The 20,611-nt window shown below is 32.8% G+C and carries 17 protein-coding genes and 1 pseudogene; 3 read left to right on the top strand and 15 right to left on the bottom strand.

Going from position 1 to position 20,611, the window contains the following annotated elements:
• Positions 1 to 18: 18 nt before the first annotated feature.
• The gene (locus V1L66_RS01380; RefSeq protein ID WP_009374040.1) at positions 19 to 633 is read left to right on the top strand and encodes an isoprenylcysteine carboxylmethyltransferase family protein; all 615 of its coding nucleotides are present in this window, start codon (positions 19 to 21) and stop codon (positions 631 to 633) included.
• 75 nt (positions 634 to 708) lie between these two features.
• Here V1L66_RS01380 and V1L66_RS01375 read toward each other — a convergent pair whose 3' ends face one another.
• The 3 genes from V1L66_RS01375 to V1L66_RS01365 are packed head-to-tail and all read right to left on the bottom strand — an operon-like array spanning position 709 to position 2,947.
• Positions 709 to 1,593 (bottom strand): cupredoxin domain-containing protein, encoded by an 885-nt coding sequence (locus V1L66_RS01375; RefSeq protein WP_009374041.1) that lies wholly within the window; start codon positions 1,591 to 1,593, stop codon positions 709 to 711.
• Positions 1,594 to 1,607: 14 nt separating this feature from the next.
• Positions 1,608 to 2,360, bottom strand: a complete 753-nt coding sequence (locus V1L66_RS01370) for a sulfite exporter TauE/SafE family protein (RefSeq protein ID WP_009374042.1) — start codon at positions 2,358 to 2,360, stop codon at positions 1,608 to 1,610.
• Between the two features lie 14 nt (positions 2,361 to 2,374).
• Positions 2,375 to 2,947 carry a DeoR family transcriptional regulator gene (locus tag V1L66_RS01365; protein ID WP_009374044.1) on the bottom strand — a complete coding sequence of 191 codons (573 nt, stop codon included), beginning with the start codon at positions 2,945 to 2,947 and terminating at the stop codon, positions 2,375 to 2,377.
• Between the two features lie 337 nt (positions 2,948 to 3,284).
• Between V1L66_RS01365 and V1L66_RS01360 the strand changes: the two are divergent.
• Positions 3,285 to 3,398, top strand: a pseudogene (locus tag V1L66_RS01360) (cytochrome c biogenesis protein CcdA); the annotation flags it as partial.
• Between the two features lie 96 nt (positions 3,399 to 3,494).
• Here V1L66_RS01360 and V1L66_RS01355 read toward each other — a convergent pair.
• The 10 genes from V1L66_RS01355 to V1L66_RS01310 all read right to left on the bottom strand — a co-directional run bounded on the left by V1L66_RS01355 (position 3,495) and on the right by V1L66_RS01310 (position 16,055).
• Entirely contained in the window at positions 3,495 to 4,649 is a 1,155-nt protein-coding gene (locus V1L66_RS01355; RefSeq protein ID WP_333006082.1) for a TnsD family Tn7-like transposition protein, read from the bottom strand.
• Complete coding sequence (locus V1L66_RS01350; RefSeq protein ID WP_333006083.1) at positions 4,579 to 5,151, bottom strand: TniQ family protein; 573 nt, start codon at positions 5,149 to 5,151, stop codon at positions 4,579 to 4,581. The genes V1L66_RS01355 and V1L66_RS01350 overlap by 71 nt, the downstream gene beginning before the upstream one ends.
• A 19-nt stretch (positions 5,152 to 5,170) precedes the next feature.
• Positions 5,171 to 6,799, bottom strand: a complete 1,629-nt coding sequence (locus V1L66_RS01345) for an ATP-binding protein (RefSeq protein WP_036079781.1) — start codon at positions 6,797 to 6,799, stop codon at positions 5,171 to 5,173.
• Positions 6,796 to 8,946, bottom strand: coding sequence for a Mu transposase C-terminal domain-containing protein (locus V1L66_RS01340; RefSeq protein ID WP_009374050.1), 2,151 nt, complete (start codon positions 8,944 to 8,946; stop codon positions 6,796 to 6,798). Before V1L66_RS01340 ends, V1L66_RS01345 begins: the two co-directional genes overlap by 4 nt.
• Positions 8,927 to 9,760, bottom strand: a complete 834-nt coding sequence (locus tag V1L66_RS01335) for a heteromeric transposase endonuclease subunit TnsA (RefSeq protein ID WP_009374053.1) — start codon at positions 9,758 to 9,760, stop codon at positions 8,927 to 8,929. Before V1L66_RS01335 ends, V1L66_RS01340 begins: the two co-directional genes overlap by 20 nt.
• A gap of 680 nt (positions 9,761 to 10,440) precedes the next feature.
• Complete coding sequence (locus V1L66_RS01330) at positions 10,441 to 11,976, bottom strand: multicopper oxidase family protein (RefSeq protein ID WP_009374058.1); 1,536 nt, start codon at positions 11,974 to 11,976, stop codon at positions 10,441 to 10,443.
• A 124-nt stretch (positions 11,977 to 12,100) separates the two neighbouring features.
• Entirely contained in the window at positions 12,101 to 12,640 is a 540-nt protein-coding gene (locus tag V1L66_RS01325; RefSeq protein WP_333006086.1) for a VTT domain-containing protein, read from the bottom strand.
• Positions 12,641 to 12,690: 50 nt separating this feature from the next.
• On the bottom strand, positions 12,691 to 13,620 hold the full coding sequence (locus V1L66_RS01320) for a C39 family peptidase (RefSeq protein ID WP_009374070.1): 930 nt from the start codon (positions 13,618 to 13,620) through the stop codon (positions 12,691 to 12,693).
• Positions 13,621 to 13,812: 192 nt separating this feature from the next.
• Complete coding sequence (locus tag V1L66_RS01315) at positions 13,813 to 14,394, bottom strand: YdhK family protein (RefSeq protein WP_009374071.1); 582 nt, start codon at positions 14,392 to 14,394, stop codon at positions 13,813 to 13,815.
• Between the two features lie 734 nt (positions 14,395 to 15,128).
• On the bottom strand, positions 15,129 to 16,055 hold the full coding sequence (locus V1L66_RS01310; protein ID WP_051145745.1) for a cupredoxin domain-containing protein: 927 nt from the start codon (positions 16,053 to 16,055) through the stop codon (positions 15,129 to 15,131).
• A 290-nt stretch (positions 16,056 to 16,345) separates the two neighbouring features.
• On the opposite strand from V1L66_RS01310, the gene V1L66_RS01305 reads away from it, so the two are divergent.
• Positions 16,346 to 17,266: a C40 family peptidase gene (locus V1L66_RS01305; protein WP_009374075.1), complete on the top strand. Its 921-nt coding sequence runs from the start codon at positions 16,346 to 16,348 to the stop codon at positions 17,264 to 17,266.
• A gap of 86 nt (positions 17,267 to 17,352) precedes the next feature.
• On the opposite strand, the gene V1L66_RS01300 is transcribed toward V1L66_RS01305, so the two are convergent.
• Together V1L66_RS01300 and V1L66_RS01295 are read right to left on the bottom strand one after the other, a co-directional pair.
• Positions 17,353 to 17,970 carry a nitrite and sulphite reductase 4Fe-4S domain-containing protein gene (locus V1L66_RS01300; RefSeq protein WP_009374077.1) on the bottom strand — a complete coding sequence of 206 codons (618 nt, stop codon included), beginning with the start codon at positions 17,968 to 17,970 and terminating at the stop codon, positions 17,353 to 17,355.
• A 167-nt stretch (positions 17,971 to 18,137) separates the two neighbouring features.
• Positions 18,138 to 20,558, bottom strand: a complete 2,421-nt coding sequence (locus V1L66_RS01295) for a heavy metal translocating P-type ATPase (RefSeq protein WP_009374078.1) — start codon at positions 20,556 to 20,558, stop codon at positions 18,138 to 18,140.
• Positions 20,559 to 20,611 lie beyond the last annotated feature (53 nt).

Genomic DNA, 20,611 nt, shown 5'->3' with positions numbered 1-20,611 from the left:
TAGAAAGAAGAGATAAAAATGGAACTGGTAAATGTTTTTTCATTGATTCTGTTTGCTTTGTTTTTATTTTCCTATTCATTAAAGCTAGTTATTCTAAATAAGAAATCAGGGATAAAAGCAAATGTGTTAGGAAAAGGAAATAAGGGGACATCCGTCGATTCTTCCGAAATGTTTGTTAAAATTTCAACTTTCGTATGGGGAATTGCATGGCTTTTAGAGTCAATATTTGATAATTCGATTGATAATATTTTACCTAAACTATTCACCAATGAGGTTATGCATTACTTTGGATTAATGACAATTACCATTGGTTTACTGTTTTTTATTTTATCAATGATAACAATGAAAACCTCTTGGAGAGTTGGTATAGATAAAGAAACAAAAACCTCGCTAATCACCAATGGTTTATACAAATATAGTCGAAATCCTGCATTTGTTGGATTCAATTTAATGTTTATAGGTCTATTTTTGACATTCCCTAACTTAGTTACATTAATTATTTGTTTACTAAATATAGTTTCAATTCATAACCTTATTCTTCAAGAAGAAAAACACTTAGAGAATATGCTTAAAGTAGAATATCTCTCGTATAAGAATAAAACCCCACGATACTTATTTTTTAAATCTACATAAGTAAAGAAATTTTAAAGGTGAAACTAAAACAAAGCACAGACTCTTAATGGCTGTGCTTTGTTTCGTTGTTATCCATTATTCAACTATTATCTTTCCAAAATACATATTCATTCCACAATGAAACGTATATATACCCGGTTTTTCTGGTGTGAATTCGACCAAGTTATCACCTTTATCAAGATCTTTTTCTATTTGGAAATCCTCTATTATTAAGTATGATAAGCATCCACCTGAAAAACTCTTTTGAAAATGAAGTTGAACTGGGATTCCAGCTTTTACTTTTACATTCTCAGGTGTATATCCAAATGGCTCTACCATTATGACGGCTTCCTGATAACCGTCTTTTTGCTCTGCTTTTACTTCATTTATTTTTGTAGAAGAATCGTCTGAAACCGGAGTTGTATCACCCAAAAGATCTCTGAAGTAATGAGAAATGGGTTTAAAGAATACAACAGAAACAACTAATAATACGGCAATTACACAAAAAATAACTTTACTCCATTTATTTTTATTTGATATTACCGTTATTGTATCTGTTCCCTTAACTTCTTGTCTAATTAATTTCAATATAAGAATCATGACAATGATAAAAATTGCATCCACAAATATCATCATAACGACAGGATCTTGAGAAAAAACCATTACCCCCAACATTGCACCCATCATGCCGCCCATGATACCTGCTAATAGTCCATCTAATGAAGCCAATAAACTAAAGGGACGCCCAATAACATATCCAATTATCATGCCAAAAAGTACTGAGGAGATTACTGGGACAGTCATTTTCCCTACTAATATTACTCCTAATATGGTTCCTACTACTATGCTAGCCATCATAGAAACAGCCATTGCAATCATCATAGCAGTCATTTCTGATAAGAACGATTTGGCACGATAGGTAGAAAAAATGACGTAACCGGTTAACAAAAAAATAATACTAAAACTAAATATATATATCATAAACAAATTCCCTTCTATCCTATCCAAGCATTTAAAGTTTCGAATAATCCTGACAATATAAAGAAGATTGCAGAAATATTCCTTGATACATTATGGAATGAATACAAAGTCTTCTTCATTGGATTTAATAACCGTTCACTAATAGTCAGTAGTATCACATATAAAATGAGTGGCATTGCTGTTCCAATTGCAAAAAAAATGGGACCTATCAAATTAAATTCTCCATTTCCTGTCGGCAATAACAAGACAAAAAATAACCAAAACAACGTAGGACAGAATAAAAAACCCATAGCCAACCCAAAAGAAAGAGATGTATTTTTCAATTTCAATCCTTTTTGGACTTTTTGGAAGATACGTTGTGATGCAGAGGAATGTACTGAAATATTTCCAAGGAGAGCTAATCCAATTAGAATAAGAGTAAGGCCAAATAATTTACGGAAAAACATTGTTCCAATGAAAGGAATATCAGCAACTGTACTACCGATGAATACAGACATTATGCCTAACAATATGTACACTAAAGATTTGCCTGTAATATAACTCCCTACATTCAACCACCTTTTATTTTTTTCAGTCTCATATGTAATCAAAGCAACAGCAGTAGAATTAGATGTAAGTTGACATGGTGCAGTTGCCCCAACCAACCCTAATAAGAAAGCCTTCATTCCCCATACATCTAGTTTTAGTGCTAATGTATAAATTGGTTCTGCTACTAAATTGGCTAACTGACTTAACCACACATGTATCTGAAGAAGTACCTCATTCATTTAAATTCCCCTCTTCAACTGTTCTTACAGGACAATTTAAGGTGTTGAGGAAATGATTTCATTATTTCGGAAAATGTAAGGACTTTACCTCCGAATCCTTTTACAAAGTTCTCTGCATATTCTTTAGTCTCAAATACCAACACTTGTGGGTAACAACAACGAATATGGACAGTAGTGTCTAAAACAAACCAAGCTAGATGAGCGCTAATCGTTGTCCCTGTTAAAAAATCGGTACAAATTGCTTGTGCTACCTCATCACCTAACTGTCGATGCCGCAGTATTCCACAATGGCTGCAACAAGCATTTTCACGTTCTCCATTTAAAAGAATTATCCTGTAAACCAATCGATCATCACACTTACGATGACAATACACACACTCGTCTTCCTCAACACGATGTATAGATTGATCCCTTATAAGTGTAATCCCACCATATGTCTTCATAATAAGCCCTTCTTCAATCAGAGGTTTTATATCTCGATGTATTGTCATCTCTGATACCTCAAGTGTTTGACTTAATTCTGAGATTTTCAAATTGTGTCTATATAGAATCATGTCACGTATAAGTTGTTGTCTCTCTGAAAGCATAGTTTCCTCCTGAATGTTATAACTTAACAAGATATAACATCATTTTATTACAGCAATTAGAATAATCAATATAAACCTCGGGATATTTTGTTACATAGTTATGTCAATTATCTATAAAATCTTCTGTAGATGCTCCCCCCACATGAATATGAGAGGTTGCATAGTATGTATTGAACTAAAAAACAGAAGCACAGTAGTTTCAATTACTGTGCTTCTGTTGCTAAATAGAAGAATAAATATTGCTTTGATTACAAACTTGTTCACTGTTCAAGTTCTTCTAGTCAATATGATTTGCACAGCATGCAACGTCTTTTTCCAGACAAAAAGTCATCTCATTATGAGCATTGGTGGATGGTTAATGATAGTAATGGGTGTGCTACTCTATTTTGACATGATGACAAAAATTATTGCTTGGTTTACTCCCTTCTTTGGTGGATTCACAGGATTTTAATTTTTCGATTTCAAAGATGAACAACACCATTATGACTACAAAAAAAAAAGCCGTGTTTTCAGCTATGAACACGGCTTTTTGGTATCATTCTTTATATCAGAATTTTTGCTTCGCACTTATTATCTGCCTTTTTATTTCTATCTCTAACCCAGAATAAAATCTTTCACTGATTCCTGCTTTTCGCATTATTTTCCAAACTTCAAGTTCTTCATCTTTTAATTGATCTATAGCCCAACTAATACGCCTCTTTTGAAAATTGGTCGTATTTTCTTTAACACTCTCAATATACTTCATCGTATTGGGCAGTTTATTTACTCTTTTTTCTAACAACGATTTATTATTAATCATTTTACCTATACTGCTTACGGTTATTCTAACTGGTTTTTCTTTAGCACTTATATCTTCCACTGCTTTTTTTACCATGCCCAAGATGTGAAGGTCTCTCTGTACCCAATCAACTCTTTTATTAGTAACCCTATTTACTTTAACAACTGGGGAATGTTCCTTTAACCATTCCTTATCATTTCTATAAATTCGCATATAAAGTGATGGGTCTTTTTTTCTAAGTTCTGTTCTTGATAATATGGGGTATTGGTTAATTAAATCAAGCCATTTTTGCTTCAAATCACTTTTAATATGATTTTCCTTGTTCATAGGCTTACTATTTCTTTGCTTAGAATACTTAATAATTGTTTTGGTGTCGACTTTTAATATTTTTGAGCATGCTTTATAACTCAACTGTTCTATTTCAACCAATTGATGGAGTTTGCTCAACCAAGTATCACCTAACATCTTAATACGCCCTATATTTGTTTTATCCTCTTCTGTTTTATCTGGCCCCTTACGAGAATAAACAAAGCCACAGGCACAGGAGAAGGTTCCTACCGGCCTTTTAGTATCATAGCAACGAGTAACCTTTAAATTAGTTATTACAGGCTGTAGAAAGTGTTCTGCCGCAGGATTCAAACATAGATATGGCTCTTCACCAAATGGACTATATCGTTTATTTGCATACTGTTCAATTGTATCAACCGATTCACCTAAAAAATAAATGAACAGTAAATGCCGTACAGGATGAAAAGACTTTCGATGTTTTCTTGTTATTGCCCTTAACCAACACTGTCCTTCTACACCACTTGGAAATGATTGCATCAATATTAAAAAATCGACCTTAAACTTCTTAATAAAGTCTTCTTCTAATCGCCTTTGGTCGATTGTGCCGTTTGATTTTACATACCCTTCGCGATCCAATAGGTAATGATAAATCTCTAAGCAAGACAGAATGCTTTAAACAAATAAATACACTTGGTAATTGGTGATATGTCCGCCAATATGTTTCTCCATTCACTTGAATATCTTCTTCAAAGCAGTTAGGACAATAGCGAAAATACATAGGCTCTTTTACTGTCCCAGCCATTTGACCTGTTGAATAATGCAAGGAAGTATTGCCACAGCCATATAACATTTTATTTCGAACACTCTGTTTTATTTCTTTTGAAGTAAAATTTGTATAGTAGTTATACAATGTATGATAATTTATCCATTCATCAATACTCGAATTTAAAAAAGGATTTACTTTTTCTAATAATATCTCTAAATCAGTAGGTAAATCAGGAATAATATATGCTTTCTTTTTTCCAAACAAATCTAAAGTTGAATGTTTATTACTTAAATTCCCTGAACGTTTATGGTATCTAGCCAACACACTATATAATAGTTCATCTTTATAAATTGAAGGAAAAAATGCTAACATCTATTTTATTTACACACCCTTACATTATTAAGTCATCTAAAGGATTTTTAATATATCCTTCTTCACATAATGCCTCATAAGCAGAGCGTTTATTCTTCTTTCCTATATCAACTATTGATTGAAGTTTATTTACTGAAATATTGCCTTTCGCTTCATTTTTCTTTTCTTTCTTTCCCTCAATGTATTGGAGTGATAGAGTCATTAGTTGTGGAATTGTTGACTCAGGTGAATTTTTCAGTGCATATTTAGCAGCGTTTTCAGCAATTTTTTCTGAAACATCTAAATTAATTAAGGATAGGATTAATTTTTCTAGTATTGGAAGTTCTTTATTTGTACGATCTTGTGCCATCTTTTCTTTTTTCGCCTGAACCCTGGCCTTAAGGTCTAATACTGGCAATCTATTTAGAATATAATCTTCAATATCCATTGGAACAATATCTTCGTATTTTGCAATGTCGCTTTGATTTCCGGATTTAAGAGCCTCCAACATAGGTTGAAGAAGTTTCAAATCTTCTTTCACTACCTTTTGTATAAGTTTAGGGGTTATTTTTTCAAGGCCAGAATTGATTGCCCTCGCTTGTGCGAGTAAATACAACTTAACAGCAACATCCACAATTCCTTGGCTCTCTTCGTAAATCGTGTTTAATAATTCTTCTGTCAGTTCCGTATATTCATTCGTCCACTGATAATCCCACATACTTGTGATTAATACTTCCCAATCATCATCTTGTTTCATTTGCTGCCATACCATGTCGCCTTGGCCACTGCTTCTACGTGCTTGTCTGAAATCCTTTTGTAATAATGCCTTGGCTTTCATGGTTCCAATAAACATTACTGGTACTCCTATTTCATTCACTAGCGTTACAAAAAAATTCATCATCATTTCTGATGCAGCACCTGATGCAGATAACGAGTGCTGAACCTCATCAATGATTAGAGCGCCTATTGAGTGTAAACGAGCGACTTGCCCCATACGAGTTACCATTGAACTAACTGAATTTGATGGCTTACCATACTTTTCAAAATAATTAGTACCTGTCAACGAATCAACTTTTTTGAAAAAGTCCATACAAAGAGTTTTTAATGATCCATCATGTGGACAATCCAATTTTAACCATACAATTTGAATCAAATTGATTGGATTTTGATGCAATATTACTTGCGGATAAAGAGATAGTACCCTTTCTATCGCAGATGTTTTACCTATTCCTGGATATCCCATTAAAGTGAAACTTGAAGCAGAAGAACGTATATCTGGCGGTAATCCAATTTCCTCTTTATTAACAAGCTTGTTGTGTAAATCAAGTAATGCTTGAACATGTTTTTTATGTAATGGATTTCGATTAACATATCCATACCTAATGAAACCTGAAAAACGCTGTTCTAGATTTAAGGTTTGATTTATAGGCTGATAAAATCTTGATAATCTTAGTAAAGCATGGTAACGATGATGACTTGATAAATTTCTTTCACTATTATGAAACATAGGTATAAAGCTAAGTTGATCAAACGCTTCTTCTTTAGAGAGTATCGGAGGTAACGCTTCAATAAGGGGATTCCCTTTATAATCAATTATTTCTTGTTCACGATACTCTGCCAATAGAACTTCAATACCACTCTCTAATTCAATTGTCTTCCCATTTTTCATTCCTTCTTCTTCCTTCTTTGCTTTTTAAATAATTCCATTATCGTAGATGTTTCAGTTTTTTCATCTTTCTGCTCAGAAGGTGCAAAAGAAATAATGTTTTTATCATTATCAATCTCAGTTACACCTATTTGAAATGCCTCATACTCTCTTCGTAAACTTTTTTCAACTTCCCGATTTTCTCTAATATTTTTTATTTTTTCCGTTTTAGTGATTTTATTATTTTCATCTTGATTTGGTGTCTTAATTGCCTCATCCACTATTCCTTCAATTTTAGAATAAAAATTAATTTCTTCTTGTAACAAACTATGACTTTCAATTTTATATGTGTTTTGTTCAATCATTAATAATTGTTCAATTTCTTCAAGTACTTTATTTTTGTATCTCTCCTGATGATCTAAAAGGAAGCAACTTTCAAAAAGTGATTTATCATTAATGTGCAGATAAATAATGTCCATGTTTCGAGGATCGTATGAAATATCAACTGTCCAACTTTTCTTTGTTCTAGCTTGTACAAACCAAGATTCCTTTATAGCTGTTTCACAGCTAAATAACCTATTTTTAAACTTTATTCCCTTTGAGGTTACTGTAGCTGTATCTCGTGGCAATAAGTAAAACTTTATAGTATTAGGATGTTCCTTCCTTAGCTTACCTGCTCTATTTTTAATGCCCCAATTCCAGAGTTTAAGAGGAGTCGGTTTTACATTTTCCCGTATCATCTGCTCATCTCTTAGATAATCCTTCATATAGTGATTTTTGTTATAAAATAAAACAAAATTGATTAGAATTTTTGTATATTGATCTATAGTTAACTTAGCTTCTAAACGATAATCACTAGCCCCACGTTCCCTAAAATCACTCTGTATGTAACCTGGTAAGAACGGCTTTATTTTACTTTGTGAAGTATCGAACAATTTTTCCACAATTCCCTTCCAATCTGGTCGAAAAGCAGGATTATTCTCCACTACCAAATCCAACCCTTCAATTAAACTATTCACGTTATATCCCTCCAACTCACCTCTATCCCCTAGAATAATTTCAGGAAGATGCGCAGATGGCCACATTTCATTTGAAATTTCTATACCATATCTACTGCAATATTCCTTTTTATCTGATGCTGCATTTGCTATTGCCATCATCATTCCTGCCCAAGAAGGACCTTCAAATCCGATATACATTCCTGTAATCATATGTGTATATACGTCCACCACAAAATATATAATTGGTTTACCTACAATATAATCAGAATTAAAACTAGATACCAGATACACATTACCAATAGTCGCATCTATTTGATATCGTGATCCTGGCCCCATGACTTCATAAGTTGAAGATCCTAATATTGCTCGATGATCTCGTTCAAATTTTTTCTCACCTTCTCGACTTACTATTTTTTGTTCAATACCAAATTCTTTGTTGTGCCAATATCTAAATTGTCTTAATGAAGGAATTTTATTTTCATCCTGTATTACTATATATTTTGTTCCGTTTTCGTAACGAACTTCATCTGCATAGAACTCCTTTATCATCATTTTATATGCGAATGACAATGAGTTTCTCTTGCTTGTAAAATAGTACCTTTTAATCGATTTACGAAATATTTCCCTTGTTTCATCGGTTACATTTATTCCTACACTGTTAGTGGTTCTAGGTTTTCCCCTTTTCAAAGTACCACTTTTTTTATTTCTTCCCTTACCTCCAGAGTTACTATAATCCGGAAGCAAACTATTCATAGTTTTTCCTCTCTGCCAGTACTTTCTCAAATATTTATAAGCAGTCATTTTTGTACATACTTTATTATTTACAAGTTCATTTATTAGCTGCCCACGTTCTTTTTTCTTATAAATTGAAGGTTCATCATTCACTAAGTTTTTGATAATTGCCCACGCTGTGTCTCTCTTTTGTTTCATTCCCTCAGGTAAATTAATGTGGTTAATTAGTATGTTTGTGTGATCAGATTCGAATTTGGAGTATGAATTTTCTATAAATCCTTGATGTATATCTTTAACTTTTAAAAGGAATGGTAAGGCATTGGAATCTTCTATATCAATTGCATATGTAACGATGTTACTTTCATCAATCCAAAGTAGACGATATACTTTATTACACGTCAAGTCTTTAATTAATTCATTAACTGATATTGTAATCAATGTTATCCTCCTTAGAAACATTCATAATAATTTGATCTAAAGTTAGATTGCTTGGGTTAATTTTCTTACTCATATCAATCGAAATATATTTTCGAGCTATAAAATGTTTTATATAACTTAAAGATGAGCCTGTTTCTAAGTTATAATCCTCATCAAATTTATTACAAACTACTAATAAACTCTCTTCGCTATCTTTTTTTAAAATCAATAAATGCAATAATAAAGTAGAATAGCTTATATCTTCTTCTGCTAAATAATAAGATTTATGTATCCATAGAATATTGTTTGCTAGTTGTTTAGGAATTTCCTTTTCAGTTATGACCCCCCAACTTATTCCTTGTATCTCCCAATACTCTCGTTCAATTTCAAACTTTTCAATTACTCGTTTATCTTCAAGTTGTTCACTTGGTTTTACAGTTCTAGCGATATATTTTCTTTCAGAGTTTTTTACTACTGTTATAAAGAAATCTGTTGTCATATCTATCGGTATACCTGAACTATTATCTTTAGAGTGCTTAATTCCTTTCTCTTCAGCTATACGAATAGTTGTTTCAACATTTAAAGGAAACTGTTCTCTTATGTCTACCACTGTATCTTCCCAATCTAATAAGAGAAAAAAGTCTCTTTCCAAGTTAGACAACAATTCATGCTGTCTCTTCGCGGTCCACCCTATTAATCGAGAAGCATTTCCTTGTGACGATATATCTTGTATTTTAATCCAAGGTATATAATTTGATAGTTCCCCTTGACCTCGTCCTTCTTTAATATAGTCATTTCTTTTTTTCTCAGACCAACCGTATTTCCTTTTAGACATGTAAAGCACCGCCTCGTCGACATAATTATGGTTCAAAAAAATAATTTCTAAAATTATTATAACTTTTTGACTTACTTGTAGTTTAATTTATTCCATTTTATAAAAGTATTTATATTACAATCGTTTACACATAAAAAACGTCCTTTAAAGAGTGGACGTTTGCTAATTTTAGTAAGAAAAATACTATACTTTCTTCGATTCACATTATGTTTTTAACAGCCCTTGATTATATACAATCCACTTCTCCAATTCTCTTTCTACCGCTCGATTTTGCCATTCAAACCAAATCCCAATACACTCACTACAATGACTGTCAACACCGATTTTATTATGCAAATCCTTACATGTAAAAATGGTCTTTTTACGACACTTATAACAGTAGATTTCAATCTCTTTATAAAATTCCATAAATATTACCTTTCATTTTATTTATATTCATTTCCATTAAAGGGACAAAAAATACATAAAATCATTAAGGTATTCTTTTGTATTAACTAAATAAAAATGTTGTTAAGTTGTTAAAAATTTCAATTGAAATTTTAGAAAAAAGATTGAGTATTTCTATAGGGTAGGTTATTTAATATGAACCACGACCAATAACCCTAGATATAAGAGTTATGTAATAGAAACCAATAAAAAAACCTCCATGGTATTTGGAGGTTTTAATAATCTATTTATATTTAATTTACTTCAACTTGCCCCATCATACCATTTTCTTCATGTTCAAGGACATGGCAATGGAACATGTAAATGCCCTTATTATTAAACTTCACTGCTAATTTAACTGTTTGACCAGCTTCAATTGAGACAGTATCCTTCCACCCTTTTAAATTTAAAGGAGGTTCTTGACCATCAATCGACACGATTTTAAATTGAGTGCCATGTATGTGGAAAGGATGTGTCATACCACCCATCATATCAGGTTTATTATAAATTTCCCAAATTTCAGTCTCACCCTGCTTTTGAGTGAAATCAATGCGATTCATATCAAACTGGTTTCCATTTATAGAAACCATTGTCCCCATACCAAATAGTTCAAGCTTCTTAGAAACTGGTAAATTTTTCTCTTCTTCAGTAACACTAAAATCATTTAATTTTTCTGAAATTTTACTTGTACTTGTAGTCTTTTGTTCAATTTTAAATGGTAAAAGGGTAGTACCTTCATCATTTATTAATGCTATATCAGTCTTGTCATCCATTTTTGAAAAGTCCACTATTACCTCTGCTCGCTCACCTGGTGTTAAGGTAATTTCTTTCATATCAGTTGGTTGATTTAAGAAACCACCATCAGTAGCAATTTGTTGGAATGTATCTCCGGTATTCAATTTAAAAGTATAATTACGAGCATTAGAACCGTTTAATAAACGAAGTCTTACTTTTTCTTTACCAACTGTAAGTTTAGGATTCAACGTACCATTAATTAATAAAGTATCTCCAATTGTACCATCTTCATTAAGGACTGCTTGATAATTTAATTGCTTTTCTTCAGTAAATTGTCTATCTTGGAATACTAATGGAAAATCATTCACACCATATTCATTTGGTACATTGATTTCTTGTGAGTTTTCATCATCTATATAAATTAAACCAGCTAAACCTTTATATACTTGCTCTGCTGTAGCACCTTCTGGATGTGGATGGAACCACAGCGTAGATGCTCCCTGATTAACTGTAAAATTTACATCTTCTGTTACACCTGGCTCTAGGACTTGATGTGGGCCGCCATCACCATTTCCAGGGATTTCTAATCCATGCCAGTGAAATGTTGTTGGTTCAGATAAATCATTTTTAGTTCTAAACGTTACCGTTTGATCTTTATTAATACGAATGATTGGCCCTAAAAAGGAACCATTATATCCATATGTCTCTGTTTTAGTTCCCTTAAAGATTTCTGTTGTTCCTTGTTGAGCAGTAATATCAACAATTCCATTTTTAGGTTCAATAATAGGTGGGAGCGCAAGCTCATTTTCCCCATTTGAATTATTTAATGCTAATGGATTGTTATGACTCGCATGACCATTTTCCATGCTACTATCTTTATTATCCATACCCTCCATGTTTTTCATTTCTTCATCACTCATATTGGAATGGTCCATACCAGACATATTAGAATGGTCCATATTTGAATTATTATTAGATTCCGAATTACCCGCACTACATCCTCCAATTATAATAGCGCCTACTAATAATGAAGTAATCAAAAGTTTAGATTTCATTATGTTTCCTCCTTTTATTCTTTACATAGGCACTATAACAAATAAATATGGAGAATTTATGGATTTGAAATTAAATGAGACAAATATTAACCACTCTATCTAAGAAAACTTTGAATAACTTTTTTTATTTCTTAACTTTCCAAATCAAAATGATAATTGACATTAATAAGATACTTATTACAATTTTCCATATTAAATTTACTTGCATAAAACCATATACTGCACCTGCTTCAAAGATTAAAGCTGGTATTTTTCCAATCGTACTAGCAAGCGTAAATGTGCCTAAAGACACCTTAGAAAATGCACTAGTAAAAGTCACAAGACCTGATGACATAAAAGGTAAAATCCTTAAACTGACAATTATCCAAAATGCATCAGAACCTTCCAACTCCTTTAATTTTAAAAGTTTAGGGTGCAATACGAACGGTCTTTTCCATTTATTGATTCCTTTTCTATATAAAATAAAGCTAATAACTGCACCAATTGATTCACCGATAATAGAAATCAGCAAACCGTTGAATACTCCAAAAAACACAAGGTTAGTGGCTGTAACAAAAACACTTGGTAGTACACCTATAATACTAACCAAAGTATTTATCATTAAACTAACCAAAATTGCAAATAATCCAGATTGTTCTAGTAAATGAAGTAATTTTTCTTCCATGATTAAACGCTATCTTTTTTAACCTATTACTTGCATATAATGAACTATTGTTAATAAACAACAACTGCCTGTTCGCCTAATGCTTCATAACTATTAAAAAATGCTCCCTTATCCAATGTTATAATTCCCTTACGTGGATCCATTACTTCCACAGTAGTATCTCCCACAGATAATAGTACCATTGTATGTAAATTTTGATACATTTGATGGTATTCACCTGTTTCTTCAATAATCCATCCCCCTTTAACCTTTGGTGGTGAGAGGTCCAATGTTACCCATGTAATAACTGGTATTCCCTGTCTAATATAATTTGTTATTTCTTTTATTGTTCTTCCACTAATATTTTTTGCTTGTAAATCTAACTTTCTCTCTGTGATAAAATTATTAGCTGCTTTGACAATTGGTTCGGCAAAAACATATGTACCCGTTTCTAGATTACTTGGCTCGCCGCCATATGCTTGATTAGGATTTGGCCCATACTTTTTTTTCATTTTGTATTCAAAAGATTGTTTAGGTAAATAATTTTGATCCATTTCTAATTTAGATGTTTCTGCACCATAGTAATTAAGTACTGCTGTAAGAGTAGTTATTTCACACCCATTTGGTAGTTCAGGATTTTGTAGAATTACAGGTACTCCAAATCCTTTATTATGATTTACTGCATATGTTTGAACCAATATGGATTGTGTAGATGACGTATACGTAAATTTTTTTTCTGTTAAATACATCCCTGTTGTAAAATTGTCTGGACTCCCTACTTTTACTGTATAAGTTTCATTTGGTTGTAAATTATAAAATTCTGCCTCACCTTTATCCAAACTAATTGTTGAATCTATTTCTTTCCCTTCTTCATCGAGTAATTCCACATATAGATCATTAAGTGGATCTCCACTAAAATATTCAACTGTTAAAACTGCTATTTTATTTGAATTGATATTTTCGTTTGTACAACCCTTTAAAAAAACTACTAATACTCCCAAAGTGAAGATAATTCCTCTCTTTCTAATTTCCCACGCCTCCTCAGTTATTGTTATATTATTAAAAATGAATATAACGAATAATTATGGAGAAATTATGGATTAAAATTAAAGGATATTATAGAATTTCTAAAACTAAAAAAGATGTCCAATTTGTCAAAATTGACTCGTCGAACATCTTTAAGTATTTAATTTTTATGGAGAAGATAATTCACTTTCCGTTAGCCATTTATGATTTTTTATTTTTTCACCATTAGTAGAAGTGTAGTCAACCACATACACAGTAGTTTCTTCTGCGGAATCAATTTTTGCAGTTACCCCTTCCATACCCTCCATATGATTAGCATTTATAATAACCTGTGTTCCTGGTTCAAATGGCTCTGAACCAGCACCTTCTATTTCTTCTTGAATGACCCACTTATGATTTGTTACTCGATTTCCACCATTTGTAGGAGCGTAAGATATAGTATAGACTATTGTATCGTATGCCCCTACAATTGTTGCTTCAGCTCCATCCATGCCTTTCATGTGATCTGCATGAATTATTGCTTTTGTCCCAACTCCAAACTTAGGATTTTCAGCTTCTTTTAAACCTTCAGGAAGTTCATTTGAACTAGGATTCATTTCAGAATGGTCCATACCTTCCATATCTTTCTCGGCCATTTCATTTGTCTGCATTTCTTGTTGACTTTCTTTCTTATTTGTATTTCCTGTACATGCAGAAAGCATTAATGCAGCAACTATAGTAACAAGACTCATTATAATTTTTTTCTCCATCATAGTCCTCCTACTCGCAGGCTTGAATTTTTGTATTCCCAATCATCATAAATTTACTTTAGGGATATTTCATACGAGTTTTTCTTTATTTAGAATCACCAAGAAAATTTAATATATACATTTTAAAGATACCTTCCTTATTCATTTTTAAAACCTGGATTGTCAAAAATGTTGAAACAGCAAAAGGGGTAAGGAGCTTTTTTTAAATTAATTCATATAATGAGATTAACCAATTTTTTAAGGAGTAGATAACCATTGATAACGAAGCTTTTAAAACATTTTCTGATTCTCAATTATTAATTGAATCTATTGAAAAACTAGGTGATGAATTATTTGCATTAACTGTGGAAATTGCATTGAATGTCTTAAAGACTGTAAGTAGTGAAGATGGCCAATTTACAAGCGATTTTTCTTCGCCATCAAGTTACTTGCAACAACAGATAGATTATTTGATTTCTGAATTAAAAATGGTAAACGAAATTATACAAAGTAATGAAAACGAAGCAAAATAATATTTGTGATTGTATCCATATGCTTCAAAATTAATACCCTACTTTTATTTGAGACTAAACATTTTTTATTTCACCGTCATCTTATTTATCAAAAAATAGAGCTTATCTAAATATATAGATATACCTTATGCCCTGTTAATAATAACTGGGCATTTTCAAATAAGTATCATTGTATTTAATTTGACAACTCCATTTGTATATCAATTACAAAATCAAAGCTAATTACTTAATTATAAACTTGCCAACCATACCAAGCTCCTTATGTCCTGGAATAGTACAAACAAATTGATATTCTCCTGTATTAATGGGAGTAAAACTCATTTTTTCTGTATTTTTAGGCCCAACATGGAGATGAATCATATTCTCCTCCTTTTTGTGATGTACATGATTATTACTACTAATAGTATTTGATGTTGGTATTGTAACTTCAATATCATGTTCTATATTATCTTTATTAATTAATTCTAATGAAACCGGTTGATTCTTCTCCAAAATTACTTCAGAGGGCGAATACTTCATATTTTCTGTTTCTATAGAAATAATCTTAATCTCTTTCTTTTCTAATTTATTTTGAGCGTTCGAGTGTAGATTATGATCCACTAAAGAAGAGTCTTTAATAAAGTTTATTTGTTTTTCGGCAAAAGGAATGCCCCCAAAAAAGTAGAAGAGTATAAAAACCGAAAAGAAGAAGGGTGTTAAAAAGCCCATTTGACTTTGGAATGTTTTTTGACTTTTACTTGGAAGTAGCGCAAATAAAAAAATAGTGAAAATTGATAGCAACAGAAAAATTCTTATTAATACAATGGATTGCCCGCCATCCACCATTTCACCTAACATTGCCCCCATCATACCAGCCATTAAACCTGCCATTAAACCTTCTAACATAGGTAATAATCCAAAGTTGCAACCACTTAAAAAGCCAATGCTTGCACCGAGAATAATTGAAATAATCGTTGAGTAAAACAAGTTCCCTTGAAAGGTAACTCCAAAAAGTATTCCTAATGTTAGCCCTACATTCATACTAAAAAACATTGAAATAGTCATACCTTGCATAGGCTTAATAGTCTTTTTCATAATTCTTGAAACCATTATGACAATTAACAATAAAAACATTAGTGATACTAAGACAAACATTTGATAAAATCCCACATATCCATCCTTTAACAATTTAATTAGCCTGTCTAAAATACACACCGTATACCTTATATAGGTATGCTCGAAAGAGAGTATTTATTTTATTATTACTTGATTTAAGTTTTATTTATCTTCAAGTAACATCACCTAGTTATTATTGCAGTGAGATTACACCGAGTATATTAAGTCACCAATTTTAATATTCTGCACAAATCAGTAATATAAATGAAAAATTTAGTATCTCTATTCCATGCTATTCTTACTTTAATCAAAAAAGCGATTGCTTTTCGAAAGGAGTAAGTTTAGTGAAAAAGAGATGGTTACTACCGGTTTTTGCGTCATTTGTAATTTTTTCAGGAATAGGTATGAATGATGCTGAAGCAGCATCAGTTACTGATTTGACGAGTACAGCGAAAGATTATATAGGAGCTCCTTATAAATATGGTGGGAATGATATTAATACAGGTGTAGATTGTTCAGCATATACAAAGTTTATATTTTCTAAGTTAGGTATTTCTTTAGAGCGCACATCTAAAGACCAATATCAGCAAGGTACTTCTGTTTCTAAAGATAGTTTAAAAGCAGGTGACCTCGTATTTTTTAATACTTCAGGCAACGGCATATCTCACGTTGGAATATACATAGAGAATGGTAATTTTATATCAGCTACTCCAAGTTCGGGTGTTAGAATTGATAAATTAAACGATCCTTACTATTGGGGTTCTCGTTATATAGGTGCAAAACGTATTGCAAACTTTACTACAAATGAAATAGCTCAAGCAGAAGTTAAAGGTGAAGAGATAGACTTTTCCATTTATGCCTCACGTGGAGCAGTAGCCATACAGCTTGCTAAAGCTTTAGCATTAGATACAAGTGATACAAACTCAAGTTTCCCTGATGTTAAATCATCTTCTGAACAAGCTGGAGCTATAGTAGCACTAAAAAAACTTGGAATTTTTAATGGAGATAGTAATGGTAAATTTAACCCAAATTCACCGATTACTCGCGGTCAATTAGCAAAGGTTTTAGTTGAAGCATTTGATTTAGAACAACAAGGAGAACCAAAGAATTTTACAGATGTAACGAGTACTCATTGGGCCAAAAATTTTATAGCAGTTCTTTCATCAAATAAGATTACGCAAGGTAAAGGTGATGGCACATTTGGCGTAAACGACAAAGTAACATTAAATCAATTAAATATCTTTATAGAACGATTAACTCGATAAATTTTGTTCGAGGACTTAAATTAAAAATGGCGGCTCATTTATTCAGAGCCGCCATTATAACCTTCCCAGAACTTCTTAGAGTAAAACTAATTTATTAACTCTTCTTTTCCTATCCGTTTTAAAAATTTGAAAAACGTTTCTCGTTTTTTTCCATTCTGTGAATATACATTTATAATCTTTTCTATTTTATCGTACAATTCATCTGGTGTTAGATTCTCTTGCAACAAAGATCCCACCTCTGCATCTTTCCCTTTTGCTTTTCCTCCAACATATAAATTGTAATGGTCTTTAATTTTCATAATCCCTATATCACTTAACATTGGTTCACCGCAACCAACAGGGCAACCTGTGTATGCAACTTTAAGAGTGAATGGTACAGCTTTTCCTGCTATACGATTATTTATTTCTTTTGCTACTGGCATCCCCTCTTCTTCTTCTCCTTTGCAAAAATTACATGTTCTCAAACTCTTTACAAAGTTGCCAACTGGATAACAAGATAAATTAACACGGTTGAATTCTTCAATTATTTCTTCTTTTTTATTTTCCGGAATTTCTAGATAGAGTTGTTGGAAGGTTGTTAACTCAAGCTGTGCGTCGTCTTCCATATATTTGGTGATCGTTAAAAGTTGTTTAGAATTTAGTTTTGCCCCAAATTCTATTCCCCCATTAACGGCAATTTTAATTTTTTTATCTTCATTACTCATACCAATTTTCCTCCATACTTTCCCAAACAATTAATTTATTTTGCTCTTTACCTACCTAAGGATGGTTTATCTGATGAAAATAGTAAGTTAAATTATGTCAGTTAAACTATTGCGTATTTCTTTATAAGTAAACCCAATAGAGTAAAGTTTACAATTGAATTAAAGGGTTATTTATTATCTAATTTTACTCTTTGTAAGCGTAATGCATTTAAAACTACAGATACAGAACTAAATGCCATCGCCGCACCTGCTACCCATGGAGCAAGTAGACCTATTGCAGCAATAGGAATACCCAAAGTATTGTAGGCAAATGCCCAAAATAGGTTTTGCTTAATATTCCGCATTGTTTTTCGACTCATTAAAATAGCATCTGCAATACTATTTAAATCGCCACGAATTAACGTAATATCAGCAGCTTCCATGGCAACATCCGTTCCTGTACCAATGGCCATACCGATATTTGCTGTGGCCAATGCCGGAGCATCATTAATACCATCTCCCACCATCGCTACATTTTTCCCTTGTGCTTGTAGCTTTTTCACCTCGTCTGCTTTACCTTCAGGCAATACTTCAGCGATAACTTGATTCACGCCTACTTCTGTTCCTATCGCTTGAGCTGTACGTTCATTATCACCAGTCATCATAATGACTGTAATGCCCATATTCTGTAGTCGGTGGATTGCCTCTTTTGACGTATCTTTAACTGTATCAGCAACAGCTACTAAGCCTGCATACTGACCATTAATGGCAGCAAGCATTGCTGTTTTACCGTTTCGCTCTAACTGCTCCATTGTTGGTAAAATATTATCAATATTGATTCCGTATTGTTGCATTAATTTTCGTGTACCAATGACAACTCCTTGACCTGACACAGTTGCCTGCACACCATAACCTGGAATAGCCTCAAAAAATTGAACTTCTCCTAATGCTATGCCACGTTTTTCTATGCCCTGTACTATAGCTTCTGCTAACGGATGCTCTGACTGTTTTTCAGCAGCCCCAATTAATGATAAAAAACGAGCTTCCTCCTGCTCTGAATCTAAAAGAACGTCTGTAAGAACAGGCTTACCATGTGTTACTGTACCTGTTTTATCTACAACCACTGTATCAATACTTTGTGTTTGTTCTAAATGTTCTCCACCTTTAAATAAAATACCAAATTCAGCTGCACGACCTGAACCTGCCATTATGGAGGTTGGCGTTGCTAACCCAAGCGCACAAGGGCAAGCGATTACAAGTACTGCAATTAAGACCTCTAAAGCTGGTGTAAATTCTCCTGGGCGAACCCAAATGATCCAAACTAAAAATGTGACAATTGCAATGCCAACAACAATTGGTACAAAAACCCCCGAAATTTGATCTGCTAAGCGTTGAATTGGTGCTTTTGATCCTTGAGCATCCTCAACCACTTTAATGATTTGTGCTAACGCTGTGTCACGACCAACCTTTGTCGCTGTCATTTTAATAAATCCATTTTTATTAATCGTCGATCCAAATAATTGATCGCCTTGCTTTTTATCAACTGGTAAACTTTCACCTGTAAGCATTGATTCATCAACAGCTGTTGTTCCCTCTATTACCTCACCATCTACAGGTATCTTTTCACCTGGTTTCACTAGAATAACATCGCCAATGATAACTTCTTCTAAAGGAACCTCTTTTTCTACACCGTCACGTACAACAATAGCGGTTTTAGCTTGAAGTCCCATTAGTTTTTTTATGGCTTCAGATGAGCGTCCTTTTGCTTTGGCTTCAAATAATTTACCTAATAATATTAATGTAATTAATACAGCACTCGTTTCAAAATAAAGATTTGGACCATGATGCGACCCTATCGTCACAATCGCTTGATAAACACTATAGAAATAAGCTGCTGATGTCCCCATGACCACAAGTACGTCCATATTAGCACTACCATTACGTAAAGCTTTATATGCCCCTACATAGAATTGCTTACCAACAATAAATTGCACAGGAGTAGCCAATACCATTTGGATCCACGGATTCATTAGAAATTCTGGGACATATAAAAATGATGTAAAGGAAAAATGTCCAACCATCGTCCAAAGCAGCGGTAAAGAAAGAATAGCCGATAAAATAAATTTTCGTTGTTGCTGTTTAATGGCCTTTTCTCGATGGTCCACTGTTTCCTGTTCATCAGCCTTTTGATGAGCCCCATAGCCCAATTTCTCCACCTTCGCAATGATGTCTACGATTGACACTTCAGATGGATTAAACTCAATCATTGCTTTTTCCAGGGCTAAGTTAACATTGGCAGAAGAGATACCACTTAACTTATTTAACCCTTTTTCAATGCGAGTTGCACAAGCTGCACATGTCATACCTGTAATATCAAGTTCCGCCTTTTGTTTAACAACCCCATAACCAAGTGCTTCTATTTTTTTTTCGAAATCTTCTTCACTTAATTTTGCTGGATTGTACTTAATAGATGATTTTTCAAGCGCTAAATTAACAGTCGCTTGTTCCACACCATCCATTTTATTTAAACCTTTTTCTATACGAGTTGCACAAGCTGCACAGGTCATTCCTGTGATCTGAATGCTCGCTTCTTTTAATGTATTACTCATGATGCTGTTCACCTTCCTCATACCCAATAGGGGTATATATTTTTGAAAACAAG

The sequence above is a fragment of the Lysinibacillus sp. IITD104 genome, assembly GCF_036698265.2.
Classification (GTDB): Bacteria; Bacillota; Bacilli; order Bacillales_A; family Planococcaceae; genus Lysinibacillus; species Lysinibacillus boronitolerans.
The sequence above is the reverse complement of the archived record's forward strand: the minus strand, read 5'-3'. Positions and strand labels throughout refer to the sequence as shown.